This is a genomic window from Tatumella terrea (genome assembly GCF_039523755.1).
GTDB lineage: Bacteria > Pseudomonadota > Gammaproteobacteria > Enterobacterales > Enterobacteriaceae > Tatumella > Tatumella terrea.
This window is the reverse complement of sequence record NZ_BAAAFX010000020.1, coordinates 53,233-73,827: the sequence shown is the minus strand read 5'-3', so window position 1 is coordinate 73,827 and position 20,595 is coordinate 53,233. Positions and strand designations below refer to the sequence as shown.

Sequence of the window (20,595 nt, the reverse complement as noted above, 5' to 3'; positions counted from 1 at the left end):
GGAGAACCTCAGTAGAAGGCCGTGTCGCTCTCCGTGCCAGGCGAACCTGCACAGCACCACACGCGGTTAAAAAGAATGTTTTTTTTAGTTCCCTGTCACCTGTTCAGGCAACAGAGGCGGTATATTATACAGAAGTTCGCCGGAACTATGCAAATAAAACCCCATACCCGGCAAAGCCCCCACCGTGTACACTACCCCTTTATCCACTGATCTGCCGGAGTGCCTGAATGCCCGTCCTTAAGGTTGCATTACCTGTTCCTCTGCCACGACTGTTTGATTACCGTCCCCTGGCTGAGCGTACTGCTGTTGTCGGCAGCAGGGTAAAAGTCACTTTCGGGCACCGGAAAATGACAGGGATTGTGCATGCCATCAAGGATAAAAGTGACCTGCCTGAAGAACAACTCAAATCGATCGACGCAGTGATCGATGAAGGCTCCCTTTTTACCGGGACGATGTGGCGTTTACTGAACTGGGCTGCGGGTTACTACCATTATCCGATCGGCGAGGTGTTCTTTCATGCATTGCCGGTGCTACTGCGCCAGGGACGTGAGGCCGCACTCCCCACCGTCTGGCAATGGCAGATCACCGAGCAGGGCAAAGCCACTGTCCCGGAGAGCCTGAAACGTGCGGTGAAACAACAGCAGGCACTCGCCCTGTTACGCAATGGTCCCGTCGCTCGTCATGAGCTCAGCCAGCATGACCTGAGTGATCCTGTATTACAGGCCCTGCGTAAAAAAGGACTCTGTGAACTGATCGAAGAGGCGGCGGAACTGACGGACTGGCGGCCGTCATTCAGGGTCAAAGGTGAACGACTGCGTCTGAACACCGAGCAGGCCACGGCTGTGGGTGCTATCCGCAGCCAGGACACCCGGTATTCTGCCTGGCTACTGGCCGGTATTACCGGCTCGGGTAAAACAGAAGTGTACCTCAGTGTCATTGAAAATATTCTGGCTGAGGGAAAACAGGCACTGGTACTCGTCCCGGAGATCGCACTCACCCCTCAGACCATATCCCGCTTTCGCGAACGATTTCATGCGCCGGTGGATGTCCTCCATTCCGCCCTCAACGATACTGAACGCTTAAATGTCTGGCTGCGGGCCCGTCAGGGAGAATCAGCGATTGTCATCGGTACCCGTTCCGCACTTTTTACCCCGCTGGCCAGACCCGGGGTAATTATCATCGATGAAGAGCACGACAGTTCCTATAAACAACAGGAAGGATGGCGCTATCACGCCAGGGATTTGGCTGTTTTTCGCGCCCATCAGGAAAATATTCCCATCATCCTGGGGTCTGCCACCCCTGCGCTGGAGACGTTGCATAATGTCACGACAGGAAAATATCATCAGTTAACGCTGACACAGCGTGCCGGAAATGCACGCCAGGCACAGCAGCAACTGATTGATTTAAAATCGGTCCGTCTGCAATCCGGGTTATCTCCGGCATTGATCCATAAAATGCGTCAACACCTGAGTGCGAATAACCAGGTATTGCTGTTTCTGAACCGTCGGGGATATGCACCCGCCCTGCTCTGCCATGATTGCGGCTGGCTGGCAGAGTGCCAGCGTTGTGAACGTTACTATACCTTTCACCAGACTAACCGCACGCTACGTTGCCACCATTGTGACAGTCAACGACCCATCCCTTATCAGTGTCCGGGATGTGGTTCGACGCACCTGGTACCGGTCGGTATGGGCACAGAACAACTGGAAGAACAACTGAAAACCCTGTTCCCGGATATCCCCGTGACCCGAATCGACCGGGATACTACCAGCAGGAAAGGGAGCCTGGAGCAGCATTTAGACGATATTCATCAGGGTGGTGCTCGTATTCTGGCCGGAACACAAATGCTGGCGAAAGGCCACCATTTCCCGGATGTCACGCTGGTGGCTTTACTGGATGTCGACAGTGCCCTTTTCTCTGCCGATTTTCGTGCGACAGAACGTTTTGCGCAGTTATATACCCAGGTGGCCGGGCGCGCCGGACGGGCAGGGAAACAAGGCGAAGTGGTATTACAGACCCATCATCCGGAACACCCGTTGCTGCACACCTTGCTGTATCAGGGCTATTTCTCGTTTGCCCGCCAGACATTGCAGGAGCGTAAGCAACTCAGCCTGCCGCCGTTTTCCAGTCATGCCCTGTTCCGTGCGGAGGATTTTGATCCTCAGCAGGCAGAGAATGCGCTATTACAGTTAAGAAATTTACTCGAAGCCACGCCGCTAAAGGATGAACATTTCTGGATCATGGGGCCGGTACCGGCACTTCAGGCTAAACGCAACGGGCGCTGGCGATGGCAGCTACTGTTGCAACACCCGTCCCGTAAACAGTTACAACGCATACTGCAACACTCAATGCCCTTAATACTGGCCTTGCCGTCAATACGGAAAGTAAAGTGGACCCTGGATATTGACCCGACCGAAAGCTAAGATGCGCGGATATGTTTGCGGCATCGCACGTGAATAATCAACAGGCCCCCCGTTTTATTACAAATCAGATAACAGTATTCGCCGATATTCTGCTAACAATAGAACAGGGCAGCACTGGCTGCCGCAACGATAATGACTGTTATCCCGGGAGCCTGAGCTGTGGAAGAGAACCTGCCTTCATACCGTACCACCATGAAAGATGTCGCAAAAAAAGCCGGTGTCTCCACCGCCACGGTGTCACGGACATTAACCTCTCCGGATAAAGTCTCTCCTTCTGCCCGAAATAAAGTCATGCAGGCGATGAACGAGCTGGGCTATTCCTCCACGCTTAACCCCCGTCATCAAAAGAGTCATGATTCCGGAATCCTGTTAATTCTGGTGCCTGATATCTGTGACCCTTTTTTTCATGAAATCATCCGTGGCATAGAAGTCACCGCGGCCGCAGCAGGCTATCTGGTACTGACCGGCGACTGCGCTCACCAGAATTTGCAGGAAGTCAGTTTTCTGGACAAAATTCTCACCCGCCAGATAGATGGATTGCTTTTACTGGGCTCTCAGGTTCCGGTGTTATCCGGGCTTTCGTACCGCGAGCAATTACCTCCGCTGGTGATGGCCAATGAATTTTCTGCCGACCTCGCGTTTCCGACCGTGCATATTGATAATCTGACGGCAGCGTTTAACGCCGTAAGCTGGTTACTCGACTCAGGGTTAAAGAAAATCGCCTGTATCACCGGCCCGGATACCATGTCGCATTGCCGTTACCGGCGACAGGGGTATATTCAGGCGTTAAGCCGCCGCAATATTCCGGTGGAGCCCCGTTATCTGGCACGCGGAGATTTCTCCTTTGCGTCCGGCTGCGATGCACTGACCTATCTGATGCAATTGCCCGACCCTCCTGATGCCATCTTTTGCCATAATGACCGCATGGCGCTGGGTGTATTGCATCAGGCCGCCCTGATGGGGATCCGCGTTCCTGAACAGCTGTCAGTCATCGGTTTCGATGATATTGACGCTGCGCAGTACAGTCATCCCCCCCTGACCACCGTCACTCAGCCACGTTTTCGCATCGGATGTGAAGCAGCCGCATTACTGATAGAAATTATTCAGGGAAAACGGGTCAACGGCGGATCACGTTTACTGGAGGCGGGTCTGACGGTACGTCAATCGACAGTAACACCCGCCAGATAGCCGGGAAATCGCGGCGATATCTCCCTGTTTTCAGTCAACGTCTGATGCAGAGTTTACTGGTCAAAGTTCATCCCCTTGAGTAAAATGGGGTAATTATTGCCATTGAATAATATTTCGGGCGATTCGCCCGGCAGGCTGATTTTTTAACTTATCGGAACGAATGTGGCACAAAAAGACTATGTAGGCCGCGGGCGTTCAACAGGGACGCAACGCAAAAAAAACACCTCCCGGAGCAAAAAGAAGCAATCCCGCTCAGGACTTCCCCCACTGATTGTCGTACTGGCCGTTGCCGTGCTGGTGAGCTTTATCGGTGGTTTATGGTTTATTGCCCACCATAAAAAAGAAGAGTTACAGGAAATTATTCCACGCAAAAATGCCGGTACCGGCTTACCGCCTAAACCCGAAGAGCGCTGGAAATACATCAAAGAGCTCGAAGATCGGCAGACTACGGTGGCAACACCGACCGAACCGACCGCCGGCGGGGAAATTCGCTCGCAAACTCAGCTGACAGATGAACAGCGTCAGTTGCTGGAGCAGATGGCTGAAGACATGCGTCAGCAACCAACACAGCTGAACGAAGTGCCGTGGAATCAGCAAACTCCGGCACAGCAGCAACAAACCCTGCGTCAGCAACAAAACTACCAGCAGCAACAGTCGTTACGCCAGCAGCAAAACTACCAGCAGCCGCAGAGCGATCAGCAACAGCAGAATGTTCAGCAACAGCAACTGCTGCAGGCACAGCGTGCAGAGCGCCAGCAACGTCTCGAACGACAACAACAGTTAGCCCGGCAGCAGCAAGCGGAACGCGAGCAACGCCTCGAACGTCAGCAGCAGGCAGAGCGACAGCAACGTGCAGAACGCCAGTCTCAGGCTGCAGCCCCCGTCACAGCAGCCACACCGTCACAAAACGTCACCCCTGCCCCACGGGAGCAGGCAAAACAGACGGCTGCGGCTTCCGGAAAACGCTGGCTGATACAGTGTGGCTCCTTTAAGGGAACTGCACAGGCTGAATCCGCACGAGCCTCTCTGGCATTCGAAGGGTTTGAAAGCCGTATCACCACCGGCGGCGGCTGGAACCGCGTCGTGATCGGCCCTTATTCAGAACATACGAAAGTCGAAAGTATCGTTAAACAGCTCCGTGGTGCGGGGCATGCAAACTGTATAACTCTCCCTGCCGGGGGTTGAAAACATTTCCATCCCCCCCATATATCCCCTTAAGTAGCTCCGCGCACTGCGCGGAGTCTTTTTTTCACTATGAAAAGGGGTGGCCCGTGACAACGATTGTAAGTGTTCGACGCAATGGCCAGGTCGTTATTGGTGGTGACGGCCAGGCCACGCTTGGCAATACCGTAATGAAAGGCAACGTCAAAAAAGTACGTCGTCTGTATAACGATAAGGTCATTGCTGGTTTTGCCGGGGGCACTGCCGATGCCTTCACATTATTTGAACTGTTTGAGCGTAAACTGGAAATGCACCAGGGTCACCTGGTCAAAGCAGCCGTAGAACTTGCGAAAGACTGGCGTACCGACCGTATGCTTCGCCGTCTGGAAGCCCTCCTTGCTGTAGCCGACGAAAATGCCTCACTGATCATTAGTGGTAACGGTGATGTTATCCAGCCTGAAAATGATTTAATTGCCATTGGTTCCGGTGGCCCGTACGCACAGGCAGCTGCCCGCGCTCTGCTGGAAAACACAGAGCTCAGTGCCAAAGATATTACCGGGAAAGCGCTGGAAATTGCGGGTGATATTTGTATCTATACCAACCATAACGTCACTATCGAAGAACTGACGTCCAGGCCGTAAGGATTTTTTATATGTCTGAAATGACTCCCCGCGAAATAGTCAGTGAGCTGAACAAGTTCATCATTGGTCAGGATGGTGCTAAGCGCGCTGTCTCAATCGCTCTGCGTAACCGCTGGCGTCGTATGCAGCTGGATGCCGAGCTGCGCCATGAAGTGACGCCCAAAAATATTCTGATGATCGGTCCGACCGGCGTCGGTAAAACCGAGATTGCCCGTCGTCTGGCTAAGCTGGCCAACGCACCGTTTATTAAAGTAGAAGCGACAAAATTCACCGAAGTCGGCTATGTCGGTAAAGAAGTGGACTCGATTATCCGCGACCTGACTGACTCTGCGATCAAGATGATCCGTAGCCAGGCTATCGAACGCAATAAAGTCAGGGCTGAAGAACAGGCGGAAGAACGCATTCTTGATGTACTGATCCCACCGGCTAAAAATAACTGGGGACAGCCTGAACAATCCGGCGAGCCTTCAGCGGCACGCCAGTCTTTCCGCAAAAAACTGCGCGAAGGTCTGCTGGATGATAAAGAGATCGAAATTGATCTTGCTGCATCGCCGATGGACGTCGAGATCATGGCGCCTCCTGGCATGGAAGAGATGACCAGCCAGTTGCAGTCCATGTTTCAGAACATGGGGGGACAAAAGCAGAAGTCCCGTAAGCTGAAAATCAAAGAAGCCCTGAAACTGCTGATTGAAGAAGAAGCAGCCCGTCTGATCAACCCGGAAGAGCTGAAGCAGGAAGCCATCGATGCCGTTGAACAGCATGGCATCGTGTTTATCGATGAAATCGATAAGATCTGTAAGCGCGGACAGTCTTCAGGCCCGGATGTTTCACGTGAAGGGGTGCAGCGTGATTTACTGCCATTGGTCGAAGGTTGTACCGTATCGACCAAGCATGGCATGGTGAAAACCGATCATATTCTGTTTATTGCCTCAGGCGCATTCCAGGTTGCCAGCCCGTCAGATCTGATCCCTGAGCTGCAGGGTCGTTTACCTATCCGCGTTGAGTTGCAGGCGCTGACAGTGAATGATTTTGAACGTATCCTGACCGAGCCAAGTGCTTCAGTCACCGTTCAATATAAAGCGTTGATGGCCACAGAAGGCGTTACCATTGAGTTCTCCGACGACGGTATCCGTCGTATCGCCGAAGCGGCATGGCAGGTCAATGAAACGACAGAAAACATTGGTGCCCGTCGTCTTTACACGGTGCTGGAACGTCTGATGGAAGATATTTCCTTTGATGCCAGTGAACGTCCGGGCGATACCGTGACGATTGATGCGAGCTACGTCAGCGAACACCTGGATAAACTGGTGGCGGATGAGGATTTGAGCCGCTTCATCCTGTAATTTCACGTAAGCGATGTTCAGACCGCTGCATCTCAGGTGCAGCGGTCTTTTTTATTGATAAAAGTATCTCTCCCCTCTTTATGTCACCGTCGTGTCTGAGGAGAGTTTACTGGCATTCCGGACCCGACGGCAGCAGGGCCAGGGACGTGCAACATCGCCGGTCTCCGCTACCGGAATGCCAGCCGGTATTCGGACAGTGTTTATCCGGTACACCGGCAGGTATCACCTGCTTTTATGCTGGTACCGTCAATAACGTTGGATGCTTTTTGCTATCCGTGGACAGAACACGATATACTTTCCCTTCCTCTGGCAACCAGATGATACGGCTATGAAATACGATACCTCTGAACTGTGTGATATTTACCATGAAGAAGTGAATGTTGTTGAACCCTTGTTTTCAAACTTTGGCGGTCGCACTTCTTTTGGTGGTCAGATAACCACCGTCAAATGCTTCGAAGACAATGGCCTGATCTATGATCTGCTCGAAGAGAATGGACTGGGGCGCGTGCTGTTGATCGATGGCGGAGGCTCTGTCAGACGTGCATTAATTGATGCGCAGCTTGCGCAGCTGGCGACGCAGAATGAATGGGAAGGTATCGTCGTTTATGGCTCAGTACGCCAGGTTGATGAGCTGGAAGAACTCGATATCGGTATCCAGGCGATGGCTGCTATCCCGGCAGGTGCCGCAGGTGAGGGTATCGGGGAAAGTGATATCCGTGTCAATTTTGGCGGTGTGACTTTTTTCTCGGGTGATTATCTCTACGCTGATAACACCGGCATCATTCTTTCGGAAAACCCGCTAGGGGCAACGGAAGAAGCCTGATCCCCCGGGCAAAACGGGTGCCCCGGCACCCGATTCACGGTTCATTCCATGACAGAATTAAACCTCATCCATTTTTCCCAGCAAAGCCCGCAGGCGTTCCTGCCACTGCTGCTGTTCTTCTTTTAACTGCTGGTTTTCACGCGTTAAAGAGTCATGGTTGCCGGCAACCTGCAGTGATTCCTGCTTTAACGTATTATTCTGTTCTTTCAGTTCTTCAATTTCCATCTGCAACAGGGTGATAGTATCAATCGCCTGCTGTACTTTTGCTTCCAGTTTTTCGAACATTTCAAATGACATTTTTATAACCTCTCCTATAGATCGCAAGGCGTTGATGTACCGGCCACAACCCTACAAACCCTGTAAAATTCCTGAAGCCGGCAACCATCACCTGATTGTATGAAGCCTGATTAAGCAAGTCCAGTTACCCGGTGATTTCCGGAGCAGTCTGTAACACTTTTTCGGTGAAAAACCACGGTATTTCGGGAACACCTTCCGGGAAAGCGTCAGAAATCCCCGGCCCCACCCTCTTCTGACGGCCCGGGAATTAACAAAACACTCGAATTCGCTCATTTTTTTTGACACGGGACACAAATTTTGAGTTCGGTATTTATCGTTTTTGCTCGTTAACGATAAATTTACATCAACCCTACAAGAAAAGTCGGGTGGCCCAGGGAGCGGACACATAACACCGATTAATTTAATCTCACTGAAGGAATTTATCATGAGTCAAACAACGAACACACTGACAGGGCAATGCATAGCCGAATTTATCGGCACCGGTTTGATTCTGTTTTTCGGCGCCGGATGTGTAGCTGCATTGAAACTGGCAGGTGCAAGCTTCGGACAATGGGAAATCTGTATTGTCTGGGGTCTGGCCGTTTCCATGGGCGTCTATGTGAGCGCAGGGATCTCTGGCGCACACCTTAACCCCGCCGTCACCGTTGCGCTCTGCCTGTTTGGCAACTTTGAAGGCCGTAAAGTTATCCCTTATATTATCGCGCAAGTGGCGGGAGCGTTCTGTGCCGCTGCCCTGGTTTATGCGATGTACCGCAGCCTGTTTATCGATTTTGAACAAACTCACCAGATGGTACGTGGCAGTGTGGCCAGCCTGAATCTGGCGGGTATTTTTTCCACTTATCCCAGCCCGCATATCAGCGTTGCTCAGGCCTTTTTCGTCGAACTGGTCATCACCGCGGTATTAATGGCTGTCATTATGGCACTGACTGACGATGGCAACGGATTACCACGCGGCCCCCTGGCGCCGTTATTAATTGGCTTACTGGTCGCGATTATCGGTGCCGCAATGGGCCCACTGACTGGCTTCGCCCTGAACCCTGCCCGTGACTTCGGTCCGAAGATGTTCGCAGCGCTGGCAGGTTGGGGAAAAGTCGCTTTCACTGGCGGACAAACGGTCCCTTATTTCCTGGTGCCTGTCTTCGGACCGCTGATCGGTGCAAGTTTAGGGGCGTTTATCTACCGTAATTTTATCGGTCGCTACTTACCGGTGAATGCTCCGCTTCCGGCGACTAAAGCCTCAGAAGACTCTCTGTCACGCTCTGAACAGCGTAAAGCGTAAACCTAAGTGATTTCATCAGGAACAGATTATGACTAACGCCGAGAATAAATACATCGTTGCACTGGATCAGGGAACCACCAGCTCACGGGCCGTCGTTCTTGACCACAACGCAAATATTATCGCAGTTTCACAGCGTGAATTTACGCAAATCTATCCGAAAACCGGCTGGGTAGAGCATGACCCGATGGATATCTGGGCATCACAAAGTTCAACCCTGGTGGAAGTATTAGCTCATGCCGACATCCGCTCTGATCAGATTGCGGCTATCGGTATCACTAATCAGCGTGAAACCACCATCGTCTGGGACAAAAAAACCGGTAAGCCGGTGTATAACGCCATTGTATGGCAGGACCCGCGTACCGCTGATTATTGCTCAAAACTCAAAAAAGAAGGCCTTGAGGAGTATATCCGGGATACCACCGGACTGGTGATCAACCCTTACTTCTCCGGCACCAAAGTAAAATGGATTCTGGATAATGTGGACGGTGCCCGTGAACGGGCGAAACAGGGCGAACTGCTATTCGGTACCGTAGATACCTGGCTGGTCTGGAAAATGACCCAGGGTCGGGTGCACATCACCGACTATACCAATGCTTCCAGAACCATGATGTTTGATATCCATAAACTGCAGTGGGATGACAGAATGCTGGATATCCTGGATATCCCGCGCGCGATGCTGCCAGAAGTTAAAGCTTCATCGGAGATTTACGGCCAGACAAACATCGGGGGGAAAGGGGGTACCCGTATTCCTATCGCCGGTATCGCCGGGGATCAGCAGGCCGCACTTTACGGTCAGTTATGTGTGCAGCCGGGTATGGCCAAAAATACCTACGGTACGGGCTGCTTTATGCTGATGAACACCGGGAAAGAGGCCGTCACCTCCACGCACGGATTACTGACCACTATCGCCTGTGGCCCTCGCGGAGAAGTGAACTATGCCCTGGAGGGTGCGGTATTTATTGGCGGCGCCTCGATCCAGTGGCTGCGGGATGAGCTGAACCTGTTCAACGATGCCCTGGACTCTGAATACTTTGCGACCAAGGTTAAGGACTCTAATGGCGTCTATATGGTACCGGCATTTACCGGACTGGGTGCGCCTTACTGGGACCCGTATGCCCGTGGTGCGATTTTCGGGCTGACCCGGGGAGCCAATGCTAACCATATTATCCGTGCAACGCTGGAGTCTATAGCCTTCCAGACCCGTGATGTCCTGGAAGCCATGCAAAATGATGCAGGGACACGCTTACAGTCATTACGTGTTGACGGCGGTGCGGTAGCAAATAATTTCCTGATGCAATTCCAGGCCGATATTCTGGGTGCCCGGGTAGAGCGTCCGGAAGTCCGCGAGGTTACCGCCTTAGGTGCTGCGTACCTGGCCGGTCTGGCGGTAGGCTTCTGGAAAGACCTGGAGGAAGTGCGCGAAAAATCGGTAATTGAACGCGAGTTCCGCCCTTCGATTGAAACGACCGAGCGTAACTATCGTTATGCCGGCTGGCAAAAAGCCGTTTCCCGCGCCCGTGGCTGGGAAGACGAAAAAGAAGTGTAGTCACTAAAGCCCGTTAACTTCCGGCCCGCAGTTCCTCTGCGGGCCATAAGTTGTAAATTTCCGATTTCCTGCCTGTGGTACACTACCTGACCTTTTTCTGCAGATAAAACCGACAATGAAACGAGAATTAGCCCTCGAATTCGCCCGTGTTACAGAAGCCGCGGCCCTGGCGGGTCATCATTGGCTTGGACGTGGCGATAAGAACCTTGCGGATGGTGCCGCCGTGAATGCCATGCGCACTACGCTTAACTCCCTGGATATCCGTGGTCATATTGTTATTGGTGAAGGCGAAATCGATGAAGCGCCCATGCTCTATATCGGTGAGCCGGTCGGCCGCGGACACGGCGATGAGGTTGATATTGCCGTCGATCCTATCGAAGGTACCCGGATGACAGCGATGGGACAGTCCAATGCACTGACGGTGATGGCAATAGGGAATAAAGGGGCCTTTCTGCATGCCCCTGACATGTACATGGAGAAGCTGGTTACCGGTCCCGGAGCGAAAGGCTGCATCGACCTCGACCTGCCACTCCACGTGAATCTGGCCCGGATCGCGGATGCCTTGCAGAAACCCTTATGCGAACTGACCGTCGCCGTATTAGCCAAGCCACGGCATCAGGAACTGATCGAACAACTCCATCAGGCTGGCCTGCGGGTCTATGCCTTCCCTGACGGTGATGTGGCTGCATCTATCCTGACCTGTATGCCTGATAAGGCGGTGGATGTGATGTATGGTATTGGCGGAGCGCCGGAAGGCGTCATTTCCGCGGCGGTCATCAGCGCGCTCGGCGGTGATATGCAGGCCCGTCTGCTGCCCCGCCATCAGGTTAAAGGGGACAATCAAGAAAACCGGCGGGCAGGTGAACAGGAATTATCACGCTGTGCCAGTATGGGGATTGAGGCAAACAAAAAGCTGACGCTGTCGCAGATGGTCCGGGACGATGATGTGATCTTTGCGGCGACCGGTATCACCGATGGGGACCTGCTGAAAGGGATCACCCGCACAGGAAATATCGCCACCAGCGAGACCCTGCTTATCCGCGGAAAATGCGGCACCGTCCGCCGTATTCAATCGGTCCATCGGCCTGACCGCCAGCCTTAACGGTAGCATCCCTCTGCAACGGATGATCACGGCCTTCAGCGGGAGTGATCATCTGTCATCCTACTCAGATCCCGCCAGAGGATCCCCCTGCTCTTCTCTGCCGGCAGTCAGGTATTGGCACTCCCGGCATAAATACTGTTCTCCCCTGACAGGTATCAGAGTTTGTCGATATGAGCTTTCGTGTACGCAAAGGGTGGAAAACCGGCACAATCAAAGGGATGATGGCTCTGTCATCTATTGTCTTGAACTTTGAGGAGCAACCTATGGCCGAATGGTGTGAAGGTAAAGTCATTTCTGTCACACACTGGACCGAGGCATTATTTAGTCTGGTCGTACAGGCACCGGTCAGACCTTTTGTTGCCGGGCAGTTTGCAAAACTGGCTCTGGAAATTGATGGCGAAAAGGTCCAGCGTGCGTATTCCTATGTGAATGCACCGGATAATCCACAGGCTGAGTTTTATCTGGTCAATGTCCCTAACGGTAAACTGAGCCCGTCTTTACACCGGCTGGCGCCCGGTGATCCGCTGATGGTGACAACGGACGCCGCCGGTTTCTTCGTCTGCGACGAAATACCGGACTGCGACACATTATGGATGCTGGCCACAGGGACGGCTATCGGCCCTTACCTGTCAATCTTGCAGCAGGGTGAAGGCCTGGACCGTTTCCGGCGCATTGTGCTGGTACACGCGGCCCGTTATGCCGCAGATTTAAGTTATCTGCCATTAATGCAGGCGCTGGAGGCAAAATACGATGGCAAATTACAGATACAAACCGTTGTCAGCCGTGAAGAAAGCGAGGGAAGTCTGCACGGACGGATACCGGCACTGATTGAGAGTGGTGCGCTGGAAAATGCCACGGGTCTCTCACTGACTGCAGAAACCAGCCATGTTATGTTGTGCGGTAACCCGCAGATGGTCAGAGAAACGCGTGATTTACTGAAATCAACCCGTAAAATGTTAACGCATCTGCGACGTAAACCGGGCCACATCACCAGTGAGTTGTATTGGTAACCTGACGCCGGGCTATCCGAAAGATATCCGGCAGTGAAAAGATATCGCTTTTGTCACGCTAAACCAGGTGGATTAACCTCCAGTGATCAAAAACATCCTCAGCAAACGACTCAACAGCGTCCCTCGCGGGGCGTATTTTCCCCTGTTTTTCTGGCTGTTTTCCGGGTGTGCTTTTGCCGGAAATCCTCCGCCGGTTGCACCGTATGTTCTCCCCGGCGCCCCGGTTTTCAGCCATACCATTGCGCAATTCCGGGAAAAATTTAATCAGGCTAATCCGCAAACGCCGCTCCCCGAATACCGCACCATCGACACCGGAGATGACGGAAATACCGTTATCCTGGCCGCCAGCCGGATAGACGAAACTCTTTACTCCTCCACGGCCCTGGAACCCGTAAGCGGTAAAATCAAAACGATACAGATGACCTGGGTTTCTCCCGAAAATAGCACAGACAAACTCTCCCGTGAGCAGGCGACCGGTTATATGGCGGCCCTGATCCACTTTTTTTCACCTCAGTTATCCCTTCAGGAAAGCCGGCTAAAACTGGATTCATTATTAAAAAACGGTAAAGAGAAAGGCAGATATATCGATGCCGATGGCGCGTTACGTTATGTCGTCTCGTATCCCGGAGACAGAGAAATGACGCTGGCAATCGAGCCTGTCAGGCTTATTTTGCGGGGTTCCTGATCTGACGCTGATTTATGACGAAAAACAAAGCAGTTAAGAAATTTGAGCTTTATACTGTTCCACAGACACCATTGCCTGACGGCAGTAGTATTTAACGAATCGCGTAAATGCGGAGGATATGATGCGACATCCATTAGTTATGGGTAACTGGAAGCTGAATGGTAACAAACAAATGACTGGCGATCTGATCGACGGTCTGCGTAAAGCATTATCGGGTGTTGATGGCTGCGATGTTGCCATTGCCCCTCCCGTGATCTACCTCGATCAGGCGAAGCATGCCCTTTCAGGAAGCCATATTTCTCTCGGCGCACAAAATGTCGATATCAATCTTTCCGGCGCATTCACCGGTGACATCTCTGCGGAAATGCTAAAAGATATTGGTGCAAAATATATTATTATCGGTCACTCAGAACGCCGTACTTACCATAAAGAAAGTGATGAGTTCATCGCCAAAAAGTTTGCTGTCTTAAAAGAAGCAGGTCTGATCCCGGTGCTGTGCATTGGCGAAACTGAATCTGAAAATGAAGCTGGCAAGACAGAAGAAGTGTGTGCCCGTCAGATCGATGCCGTGCTGAATGCATTGGGTGCTGACGCGTTCAAAGATGCGGTAATTGCTTATGAGCCTATCTGGGCTATCGGCACCGGTAAATCTGCCACCCCTGCACAGGCGCAGGCTATTCACCAGTTTATTCGTCAGCACATCGCTAAGAAAGATGCGGCCATTGCGGAGCAAGTCATCATTCAGTACGGTGGTTCTGTAAACGATAAAAATGCGGCTGAGCTCTTCACTCAGCCGGATATTGATGGTGCGCTGGTCGGTGGTGCGTCACTGAAAGCAGATGCGTTTGCTGTGATCGTCAATGCCGCGGCAGCAGCCAAAAACGCCGGTTAAAACCGGCGGCGGTAATGTCCGGCGGTGCCTCAGGCACCGCTGGCAGATTTAAGGATCGCACATTGATGATCCTGTAACTCTTCAGCAGACCCGGTATTCCCTTTCAGTAATTCTTTCTTCACGGCCAGTAATACCAGCTTACCATCAGGTAACGCCGTCAGAGCGAGTCCGTAATCCCCCATTTGTGAGGATGCTCCGGGAATTTCATGCGCCACGCGGATAAAGACGCTTTCCTGCGCCAGTTCCTGCTGACTCAGCGTCCTGATCTGATACGGATGTGACAGCAGGGTAATGCTCTGCCATTCCGGGCCGAAACCGGATGCGGATTTTGCTAACTGTGCTGCAATATCCGGGCGCAGACAGGACATATGAATATGTAACTGATTCTGCGTTCGTCCTGAGACCGAGTTAATGGTCATTGCCAGGTCATCGTCCGGGATAGGCGCATGGTAGGTTTCTGACAACAGATGCCGTTCCCGCCAGGCGGCAAGGAAGAAGTCAGGGGTGTTGGATTGCAGTAACAGCGGGCTTTCGATACCGGTGATCCTGTTGACCGGCATAAGCAGGTATTGCAATGGACCGACAAGGTCCTTGAACAGGACGTACCCTCCGGTCATATCCACTTTTTTACAAGGGGCCGGATTGTTATTCTTTTCCATGTCCGGAACGCACTGCTGGCTGACAAATTTCCATAACACCCCGGAGTGATCCTGATCTTTGCGGTGCACAAAAAAGAGAGCCGTCAGTAAAACCAATAACGTTACAACAGCGATGCTAAACCATCGTTTTTTTTTACCAGTAAAAACACTCATCTCCATTATCCCCCTGATTTATCGAATCTCTATGTTACGTCAATCAGGGGGAAAGTCACTTACCGTGATAGTTACGGTTTCATGATCTGGTCGTAAGTGCCGCCATCACTGAAGTGTGTCTTCTGAGCCTGCTGCCAGCCGCCGAACTTCTGATCGACCGTAAACAGCTTAACCGGCTTGAATTGTGACGCGAACTGTTTCGCAACCTGCGGATCACGCGGACGATAGTAATTTTCGGCCGCAATCGTCTGCCCTTCTTTGGAATACAGATACTTAAGATAATCTTCCGCCACTTTACGGGTACCACGTTCATCAACCACTTTGTCGACAACGGCCACCGTAGGCTCTGCAAGAATAGACTCACTCGGGGTGATGATTTCAAAATCCTGGTCTTTGAGCTTATTTTTTGCCAGATAGGCTTCGTTTTCCCAGGCGATCAGGACATCCCCGATGCCGCGTTCTGCGAAGGTATTAGTCGCACCACGGGCACCGGAATCCTGCACCTGAACATTTTTATACAATGCTTTAACGAATGCCTGAGCCTTCTGCTGGTCACCGTGATTATTATCCAGTGCATAACCCCAGGCTGCCAGGTAGTTCCAGCGCGCACCGCCGGACGTTTTCGGGTTCGGGGTAATAACGGCCACACCAGGCTTGATCAAATCATTCCAGTCATGGATATGCTTCGGGTTTCCTTTGCGGACAAGGAAAACAATGGTTGAGGTGTAAGGAGCTGAGTTATCAGGCAGGCGCTTGATCCAGTCTTTATTAATCCGGCCGCTATTAGCGATGGCATCCACATCCGATTGCAGTGCCAGAGTGACCACATCCGCTCTGATACCGTTAATTACCGAGGTCGCCTGCTTGCCGGAGCCGCCATGCGACTGACGAATAATCACATTATCGCCGGTTTCCTGTTTATAGTGAGCACTGAACGCTTTGTTATATTGCTCATAAAATTCTCTGGTAGGATCATAAGAGACATTCAGCAACTGATAATCTTTTGCCAGCGTGCTTCCGGAAACCATCAGTAATGCCAGACCCACATGCCATTTCTTCATTTTTCGCCCCCCTGGTGTTATAGAGAGACAGGGTGGCATAACCGGAAAAATAACTTAAAGAACTAAAAAATCGTTTTTATATCTCAAACGAATAAAAGACGCGTACCGGCAGAGAACTGCCGGCAGCTTATTGAATTAATACAATCTCTTGGCAGTTTCGAGCACATCTTTCCGGAAAGGACGCTTCATATTTTCGATGGCATCAATGATATCGTGATGTACCATTTTTTCGTTCTGCACACCGACGCAACGACCGCCATAACCCTGTAACAACAGGTCTATCGCGTAAGTCCCCATACGCGAAGCCAGAATCCGATCGTAAGCACAGGGTGCCCCGCCCCGCTGAATATGGCCCAGTACCGTCGCACGGGTTTCCCGGCCGGTCTCTTTTTCAATATAACGCGCCAGTTCACTGACATCACAGATAAGTTCGGTGATGGCAACGATGGCATGTTTCTTACCTTTCGCAATACCGGCGTTAATCTCAGCCAGTAACTCTTCCCGGGTATACGGAATTTCCGGCGTCACAAAAAACTCACAGCCACCGGCAATCGCTGCAGCCAGTGTTAAATCACCGCAATGCCGGCCCATGACCTCAACAATCGAAATACGTTGATGAGACGAAGAGGTGTCCCGCAGACGGTCTATCGCTTCAACCACAGTTTCAAGAGCCGTATGGTAACCGATGGTGTAGTCCGTTCCTGCCACATCGTTATCAATGGTGCCCGGTAAGCCAATGCAGGGGAAGCCCATCTCAGTCAGTCGCTTAGCCCCCATATAAGAACCGTCACCACCGATCACTACCAGCGCATCCAGCCCGCGTTTTTTCATATTTTCCATTGCAATCATACGGGTCGATTCTTCACGAAATTCCGGGAAACGAGCGGACCCCAGAAACGTCCCGCCATGATTAATCAGGTCCGAAACACTGTAGCGATCGAGGCTGACCATCCTGTCTTCATACAATCCGAGGTAGCCATCATAGATCCCAAAAACTTCCAGCCCTTCTCCTAATCCGGCACGGACCACGCCGCGGATAGCTGCATTCATGCCAGGGGAATCCCCGCCACTGGTCAATACACCGATTTTTTTGATCATGACAACCTCTGGATAGTCTGAAACTAAGGGTTAATCTTTGCACTCAACGCGACCATTATCTGTATCCGCGTCGACAATTAGAATTCATTTCGCTCTATCATATACCAAACGTTTATGACCGGATTGATTCAGGTCACTCAACACGATTATGTGACAATAATAACGTTTCTCCGGGCCACCGCAAAATTTAACATTTTGATATTTATGCTAAATAATAAACATCCCTCGTTTATCCTCAGCCACCGAGGACGACGGGTCCTGATGGATGATCACATCGGCGGCTGGGAAAATATCCTTCAGGGCTTTTTCGAGTGCATCGGCCCGATCATGAGCAGCTCTCAGCGGTAAATCATCTGCCATTTCAAGATGTAGCTGAATAAATTTGGTGGCGCCTGACTGGCGGCTACGGAAATCATGTGCACCACAGACGCCCGGCCATTGGGTTACGAGTCTGATAATCTGCTGACGATCGTCTTCAGGCAGTGCCCTGTCCAGTAAAGACTGAACAGCCTCATACCCCATCCGTATCGCGGAGATCAGGATATAGATACCGATCCCGAAAGCAAACAGGGCATCGGCATAGGAAACACCATACCAGCTAAGGATCAACGCCAGCGCAATGGCTCCGTTCATCATGACATCAGACTGATAATGCAGCATGTCGGCGCGGATAGCCTGACTTTGCGTTTTACTGACGACCCAGCGCTGAAAAAGAACCAATATCAGGGTTGAAGCCAGTGCGCAGATCGCGACAACCACCCCGATAACCGGCGCTCTGAGCTGACCGGGAGTAATAAGGTGCTGGATGCTGGTCAGAAATAAAAATAACGCCGACCCGCTGATAAACATACTTTGCGCGAGCGCTGCCAAAGATTCGGCCTTGCCGTGACCAAACGTATGGTCATCATCAGCCGGCTGTAAGGCGTAACGTACCACCAGCAGGTTAGTGAATGACGCAGCAACATCTACCAGTGAATCGACCAGTGCTGCTAATACACTGACCGAACCGGTATACCACCAGGCAATCGTTTTAACCACCAGAAGCACACAGGCAAGAACCGTCGCAGCGATAGCTGCCGAGGTCACCAGTCTGGCATAAGAACTCACCATAAACCTTCCTGAACGTTGAACATCAAGAAACAGTGATTTATTTAAAGGACCGCAGCGACTTCCCGTCGGGAAGGCCACAGACAGAACACAGGGTAACGCCCCTGTTACTGCTCACTTTTTATCAGTGTAACAAGTGTTGCAGGTGAAAAAACGGTTTTTTTCGTGCTATGACTGTCAGCCCGGCCTGATGCCCGTCACCGTATATGCGGACAGCCCAGCCCGGGGTCAGTAAATAACAGACAAAAAAAACCCCTCATGACTGAGGGGGAAGACAGGGATGGTGAAGAAATACATTCATTAAAATATTGTAATAAAAGGTTTTATCCTAATATTCGTCTGCATATTGACTACACTTCGAAAAAATCCCCGGTTCGCCGGGGATTTTCTTTTGCTTAAACTTTGTGCTAACACGTGATCTCTCAACACTTAACGTTACAGGAGTTGCGTTATGGCTTTATCGTTTGAATCTTTATGGAATGCCCATCCTGAAATTAAAGGTGATGCAAACCCTTGCCGCCTGCCTAACGGCCTCAAAGCTTTTGATGATCAATGCGCTATCCGCCTGGGTACGGCACTGGCCCGTTGTGGCTGCGATGCTACCAAACTAAAAGCTGCGTTCTGCTGGTATCACCCCAAAAAAGAGGGACATATATTGCGGGCTGAAGAACTGGCTAACGCCCTGCGGATTAGCCCGTTCAATGGCATGGCCCCTGTGGTAAAAGTGACAGTTAAAAATTTTGAGTCTGTTTTGAGACATGAGAGGGGGATCATATTCTTTAAAGATTTCTGGAGGCGTGGAAATGAGACATTTGCTAACCGCACCGGCGATCACATCGACCTGTGGAACGGCGAACGACTGACAGCAAGATTCACCTGGTTCCGTATCCAATGGGGTTTTCATGTGGAAGGAGTCGCCAGCGATTTTTTTAACTCCAGAGAAATCTGGTTTTGGAAAGTGCGATGAAGGCGTTAAAAATAAGCATATCAGCATTCATCGGAGGGATGCTGTTCCTGCTGGCGTTTATAGCCTGTTTTCCCAGACTCGCTCTGTTAATTAACGGCCCCGTACTCAGTAATGATGAAATGAATCAGAATACGGCATTATTCGTTATTGGTGCTCCCCTGACTGTTATAACCGGCGCACTGATCGGGGGAGTTTACATGCGTCACCGACTCAACAAAAAGCACCATACCTGAACTGAACAAAGGGAAGAGCTCACGTTCGCAAGCTGGTTCATGATGAATGGGGGGAATATTATTGCGTTACAGCAAATACCGGGGCATGCCAGCAGACAACAGACGATGGTTTATGCTCACCTTACCCCCGATTACCTGCATCACGCAGTAACGTTAAACCCTCCCGGCGGCAGACTGGCGGTGTGACAATGTTGTCTACATATTGTCTACACCCGTAACGCTATATCCTTCTTGTAACTGCTGATGGCTGTTGCAAGGAGGTCTGATTTATAAGGGATTTTTTCTAAGTACCTGACAAAAAAAACCCCTCATGACTGAGGGGGAAGACAGGGATGGTGTCTATGGCAAGGAAAAGGGTACGGCATACTGTTGGTACTGCTTTACGGTAATCAGCACTGCTGGTTACGGTAACTGGCTGATGCCACGCATATCATCGATGCGTAACTCAAAATTCTTTTGTACGGTTGCCTGCTGCCCGCGGGTTAGCAGAGTAAACATCTGGTGGCGGACCCGGGCCATCTCTACCTGCTCGCTCACGTATCTCTGTGCCATTTTTTCGGCCTGCATACGCACCGCGGTTTCATCAAAATAGGGCGCCGTCACTAACCGGTACTGCTGTATCATCTCGCTGAGAAACGGTTCAGGTTGCATCTGACGGGCCTGAAACATTAAATCCCGCATCTGCTGACGCTGCTGTTCGGTTAATTCAATACCATCAAACATATGATTTTGAAGATTCTGCGCCATACTATCAGCAGTCATACTTTCAGCAGCCTTAGTCATGAACGGTACCGAATCATTCACCTCGTCTTGTGCCGATGCATAACCTGCAATAACCAGTGACGAAAGTGCGGCGAAAATAAGTTGGCGCATCCTTGACTCCGGAGATGAACTGGCGTTTCTCAACCCAACGAAAGCCAGTGTAAT

General features: G+C 51.4%; 20 protein-coding genes and 1 pseudogene. 15 read left to right on the top strand and 6 right to left on the bottom strand.

Annotated elements, in window-relative coordinates; genetic code table 11:
- Positions 1–227 precede the first annotated feature (227 nt).
- From priA to rraA, 6 genes are all read left to right on the top strand, one after another.
- Complete coding sequence (priA, locus tag ABD035_RS15610; protein ID WP_343871077.1) at positions 228–2,423, top strand: primosomal protein N'; 2,196 nt, start codon at positions 228–230, stop codon at positions 2,421–2,423.
- A gap of 159 nt (positions 2,424–2,582) precedes the next feature.
- A complete protein-coding gene (gene cytR, locus ABD035_RS15605) occupies positions 2,583–3,611 on the top strand; it encodes a DNA-binding transcriptional regulator CytR (protein WP_343871076.1) in 1,029 nt (342 codons plus the stop codon).
- A 162-nt stretch (positions 3,612–3,773) separates the two neighbouring features.
- Positions 3,774–4,796, top strand: coding sequence for a cell division protein FtsN (gene ftsN, locus ABD035_RS15600; RefSeq protein WP_343871075.1), 1,023 nt, complete (start codon positions 3,774–3,776; stop codon positions 4,794–4,796).
- An 86-nt stretch (positions 4,797–4,882) separates the two neighbouring features.
- Positions 4,883–5,413 (top strand): ATP-dependent protease subunit HslV, encoded by a 531-nt coding sequence (gene hslV / locus ABD035_RS15595; RefSeq protein ID WP_212714545.1) that lies wholly within the window; start codon positions 4,883–4,885, stop codon positions 5,411–5,413.
- 11 nt (positions 5,414–5,424) lie between these two features.
- The gene (gene hslU, locus ABD035_RS15590; protein ID WP_343871074.1) at positions 5,425–6,756 is read left to right on the top strand and encodes an ATP-dependent protease ATPase subunit HslU; all 1,332 of its coding nucleotides are present in this window, start codon (positions 5,425–5,427) and stop codon (positions 6,754–6,756) included.
- Positions 6,757–7,084: 328 nt separating this feature from the next.
- Positions 7,085–7,579, top strand: coding sequence for a ribonuclease E activity regulator RraA (gene rraA / locus ABD035_RS15585; protein WP_212714543.1), 495 nt, complete (start codon positions 7,085–7,087; stop codon positions 7,577–7,579).
- Between the two features lie 57 nt (positions 7,580–7,636).
- Here rraA and zapB read toward each other — a convergent pair whose 3' ends face one another.
- Entirely contained in the window at positions 7,637–7,876 is a 240-nt protein-coding gene (gene zapB / locus ABD035_RS15580; protein ID WP_025902383.1) for a cell division protein ZapB, read from the bottom strand.
- Positions 7,877–8,300: 424 nt separating this feature from the next.
- Here zapB and ABD035_RS15575 point away from each other — a divergent pair, with 424 nt between their 5' ends.
- The 6 genes from ABD035_RS15575 (at position 8,301) to tpiA (ending at position 14,390) form a co-directional block, all read left to right on the top strand.
- Positions 8,301–9,155, top strand: a complete 855-nt coding sequence (locus ABD035_RS15575) for an MIP/aquaporin family protein (protein ID WP_343871072.1) — start codon at positions 8,301–8,303, stop codon at positions 9,153–9,155.
- Between the two features lie 28 nt (positions 9,156–9,183).
- Complete coding sequence (gene glpK / locus ABD035_RS15570) at positions 9,184–10,701, top strand: glycerol kinase GlpK (protein WP_212714541.1); 1,518 nt, start codon at positions 9,184–9,186, stop codon at positions 10,699–10,701.
- Between the two features lie 115 nt (positions 10,702–10,816).
- Complete coding sequence (gene glpX, locus ABD035_RS15565) at positions 10,817–11,803, top strand: class II fructose-bisphosphatase (protein WP_343871071.1); 987 nt, start codon at positions 10,817–10,819, stop codon at positions 11,801–11,803.
- Between the two features lie 263 nt (positions 11,804–12,066).
- Entirely contained in the window at positions 12,067–12,813 is a 747-nt protein-coding gene (gene fpr, locus ABD035_RS15560) for a ferredoxin--NADP(+) reductase (protein WP_343871097.1), read from the top strand.
- An 82-nt stretch (positions 12,814–12,895) separates the two neighbouring features.
- Positions 12,896–13,498 (top strand): DUF1454 family protein, encoded by a 603-nt coding sequence (locus tag ABD035_RS15555; protein ID WP_343871070.1) that lies wholly within the window; start codon positions 12,896–12,898, stop codon positions 13,496–13,498.
- Between the two features lie 121 nt (positions 13,499–13,619).
- On the top strand, positions 13,620–14,390 hold the full coding sequence (gene tpiA, locus ABD035_RS15550; protein ID WP_212714567.1) for a triose-phosphate isomerase: 771 nt from the start codon (positions 13,620–13,622) through the stop codon (positions 14,388–14,390).
- 29 nt (positions 14,391–14,419) lie between these two features.
- On the opposite strand, the gene ABD035_RS15545 is transcribed toward tpiA, so the two are convergent.
- The 4 genes from ABD035_RS15545 to fieF form a co-directional block, all read right to left on the bottom strand.
- On the bottom strand, positions 14,420–15,202 hold the full coding sequence (locus ABD035_RS15545; RefSeq protein ID WP_343871069.1) for a CDP-diacylglycerol diphosphatase: 783 nt from the start codon (positions 15,200–15,202) through the stop codon (positions 14,420–14,422).
- A 71-nt stretch (positions 15,203–15,273) separates the two neighbouring features.
- Positions 15,274–16,263, bottom strand: a complete 990-nt coding sequence (locus ABD035_RS15540; RefSeq protein ID WP_212714537.1) for a sulfate ABC transporter substrate-binding protein — start codon at positions 16,261–16,263, stop codon at positions 15,274–15,276.
- Between the two features lie 135 nt (positions 16,264–16,398).
- Complete coding sequence (gene pfkA / locus ABD035_RS15535; protein WP_212714536.1) at positions 16,399–17,361, bottom strand: 6-phosphofructokinase; 963 nt, start codon at positions 17,359–17,361, stop codon at positions 16,399–16,401.
- A 207-nt stretch (positions 17,362–17,568) separates the two neighbouring features.
- On the bottom strand, positions 17,569–18,471 hold the full coding sequence (fieF, locus tag ABD035_RS15530) for a CDF family cation-efflux transporter FieF (protein ID WP_212714535.1): 903 nt from the start codon (positions 18,469–18,471) through the stop codon (positions 17,569–17,571).
- 448 nt (positions 18,472–18,919) lie between these two features.
- On the opposite strand from fieF, the gene ABD035_RS15525 reads away from it, so the two are divergent.
- The 3 genes and pseudogenes from ABD035_RS15525 to ABD035_RS15515 form a co-directional block, all read left to right on the top strand.
- Positions 18,920–19,435 (top strand): T6SS effector amidase Tae4 family protein, encoded by a 516-nt coding sequence (locus ABD035_RS15525; protein ID WP_343871068.1) that lies wholly within the window; start codon positions 18,920–18,922, stop codon positions 19,433–19,435.
- On the top strand, positions 19,432–19,668 hold the full coding sequence (locus ABD035_RS15520) for a hypothetical protein (protein WP_343871067.1): 237 nt from the start codon (positions 19,432–19,434) through the stop codon (positions 19,666–19,668). Before ABD035_RS15525 ends, ABD035_RS15520 begins: the two co-directional genes overlap by 4 nt.
- 21 nt (positions 19,669–19,689) lie before the next feature.
- A pseudogene (locus ABD035_RS15515) lies at positions 19,690–19,854 on the top strand (site-specific integrase); the annotation flags it as partial.
- Positions 19,855–20,070: 216 nt separating this feature from the next.
- Here the strand turns inward: ABD035_RS15515 and ABD035_RS15510 are convergent.
- The gene (locus ABD035_RS15510) at positions 20,071–20,451 is read right to left on the bottom strand and encodes a Spy/CpxP family protein refolding chaperone (RefSeq protein WP_343871096.1); all 381 of its coding nucleotides are present in this window, start codon (positions 20,449–20,451) and stop codon (positions 20,071–20,073) included.
- Positions 20,452–20,595: the final 144 nt, after the last annotated feature.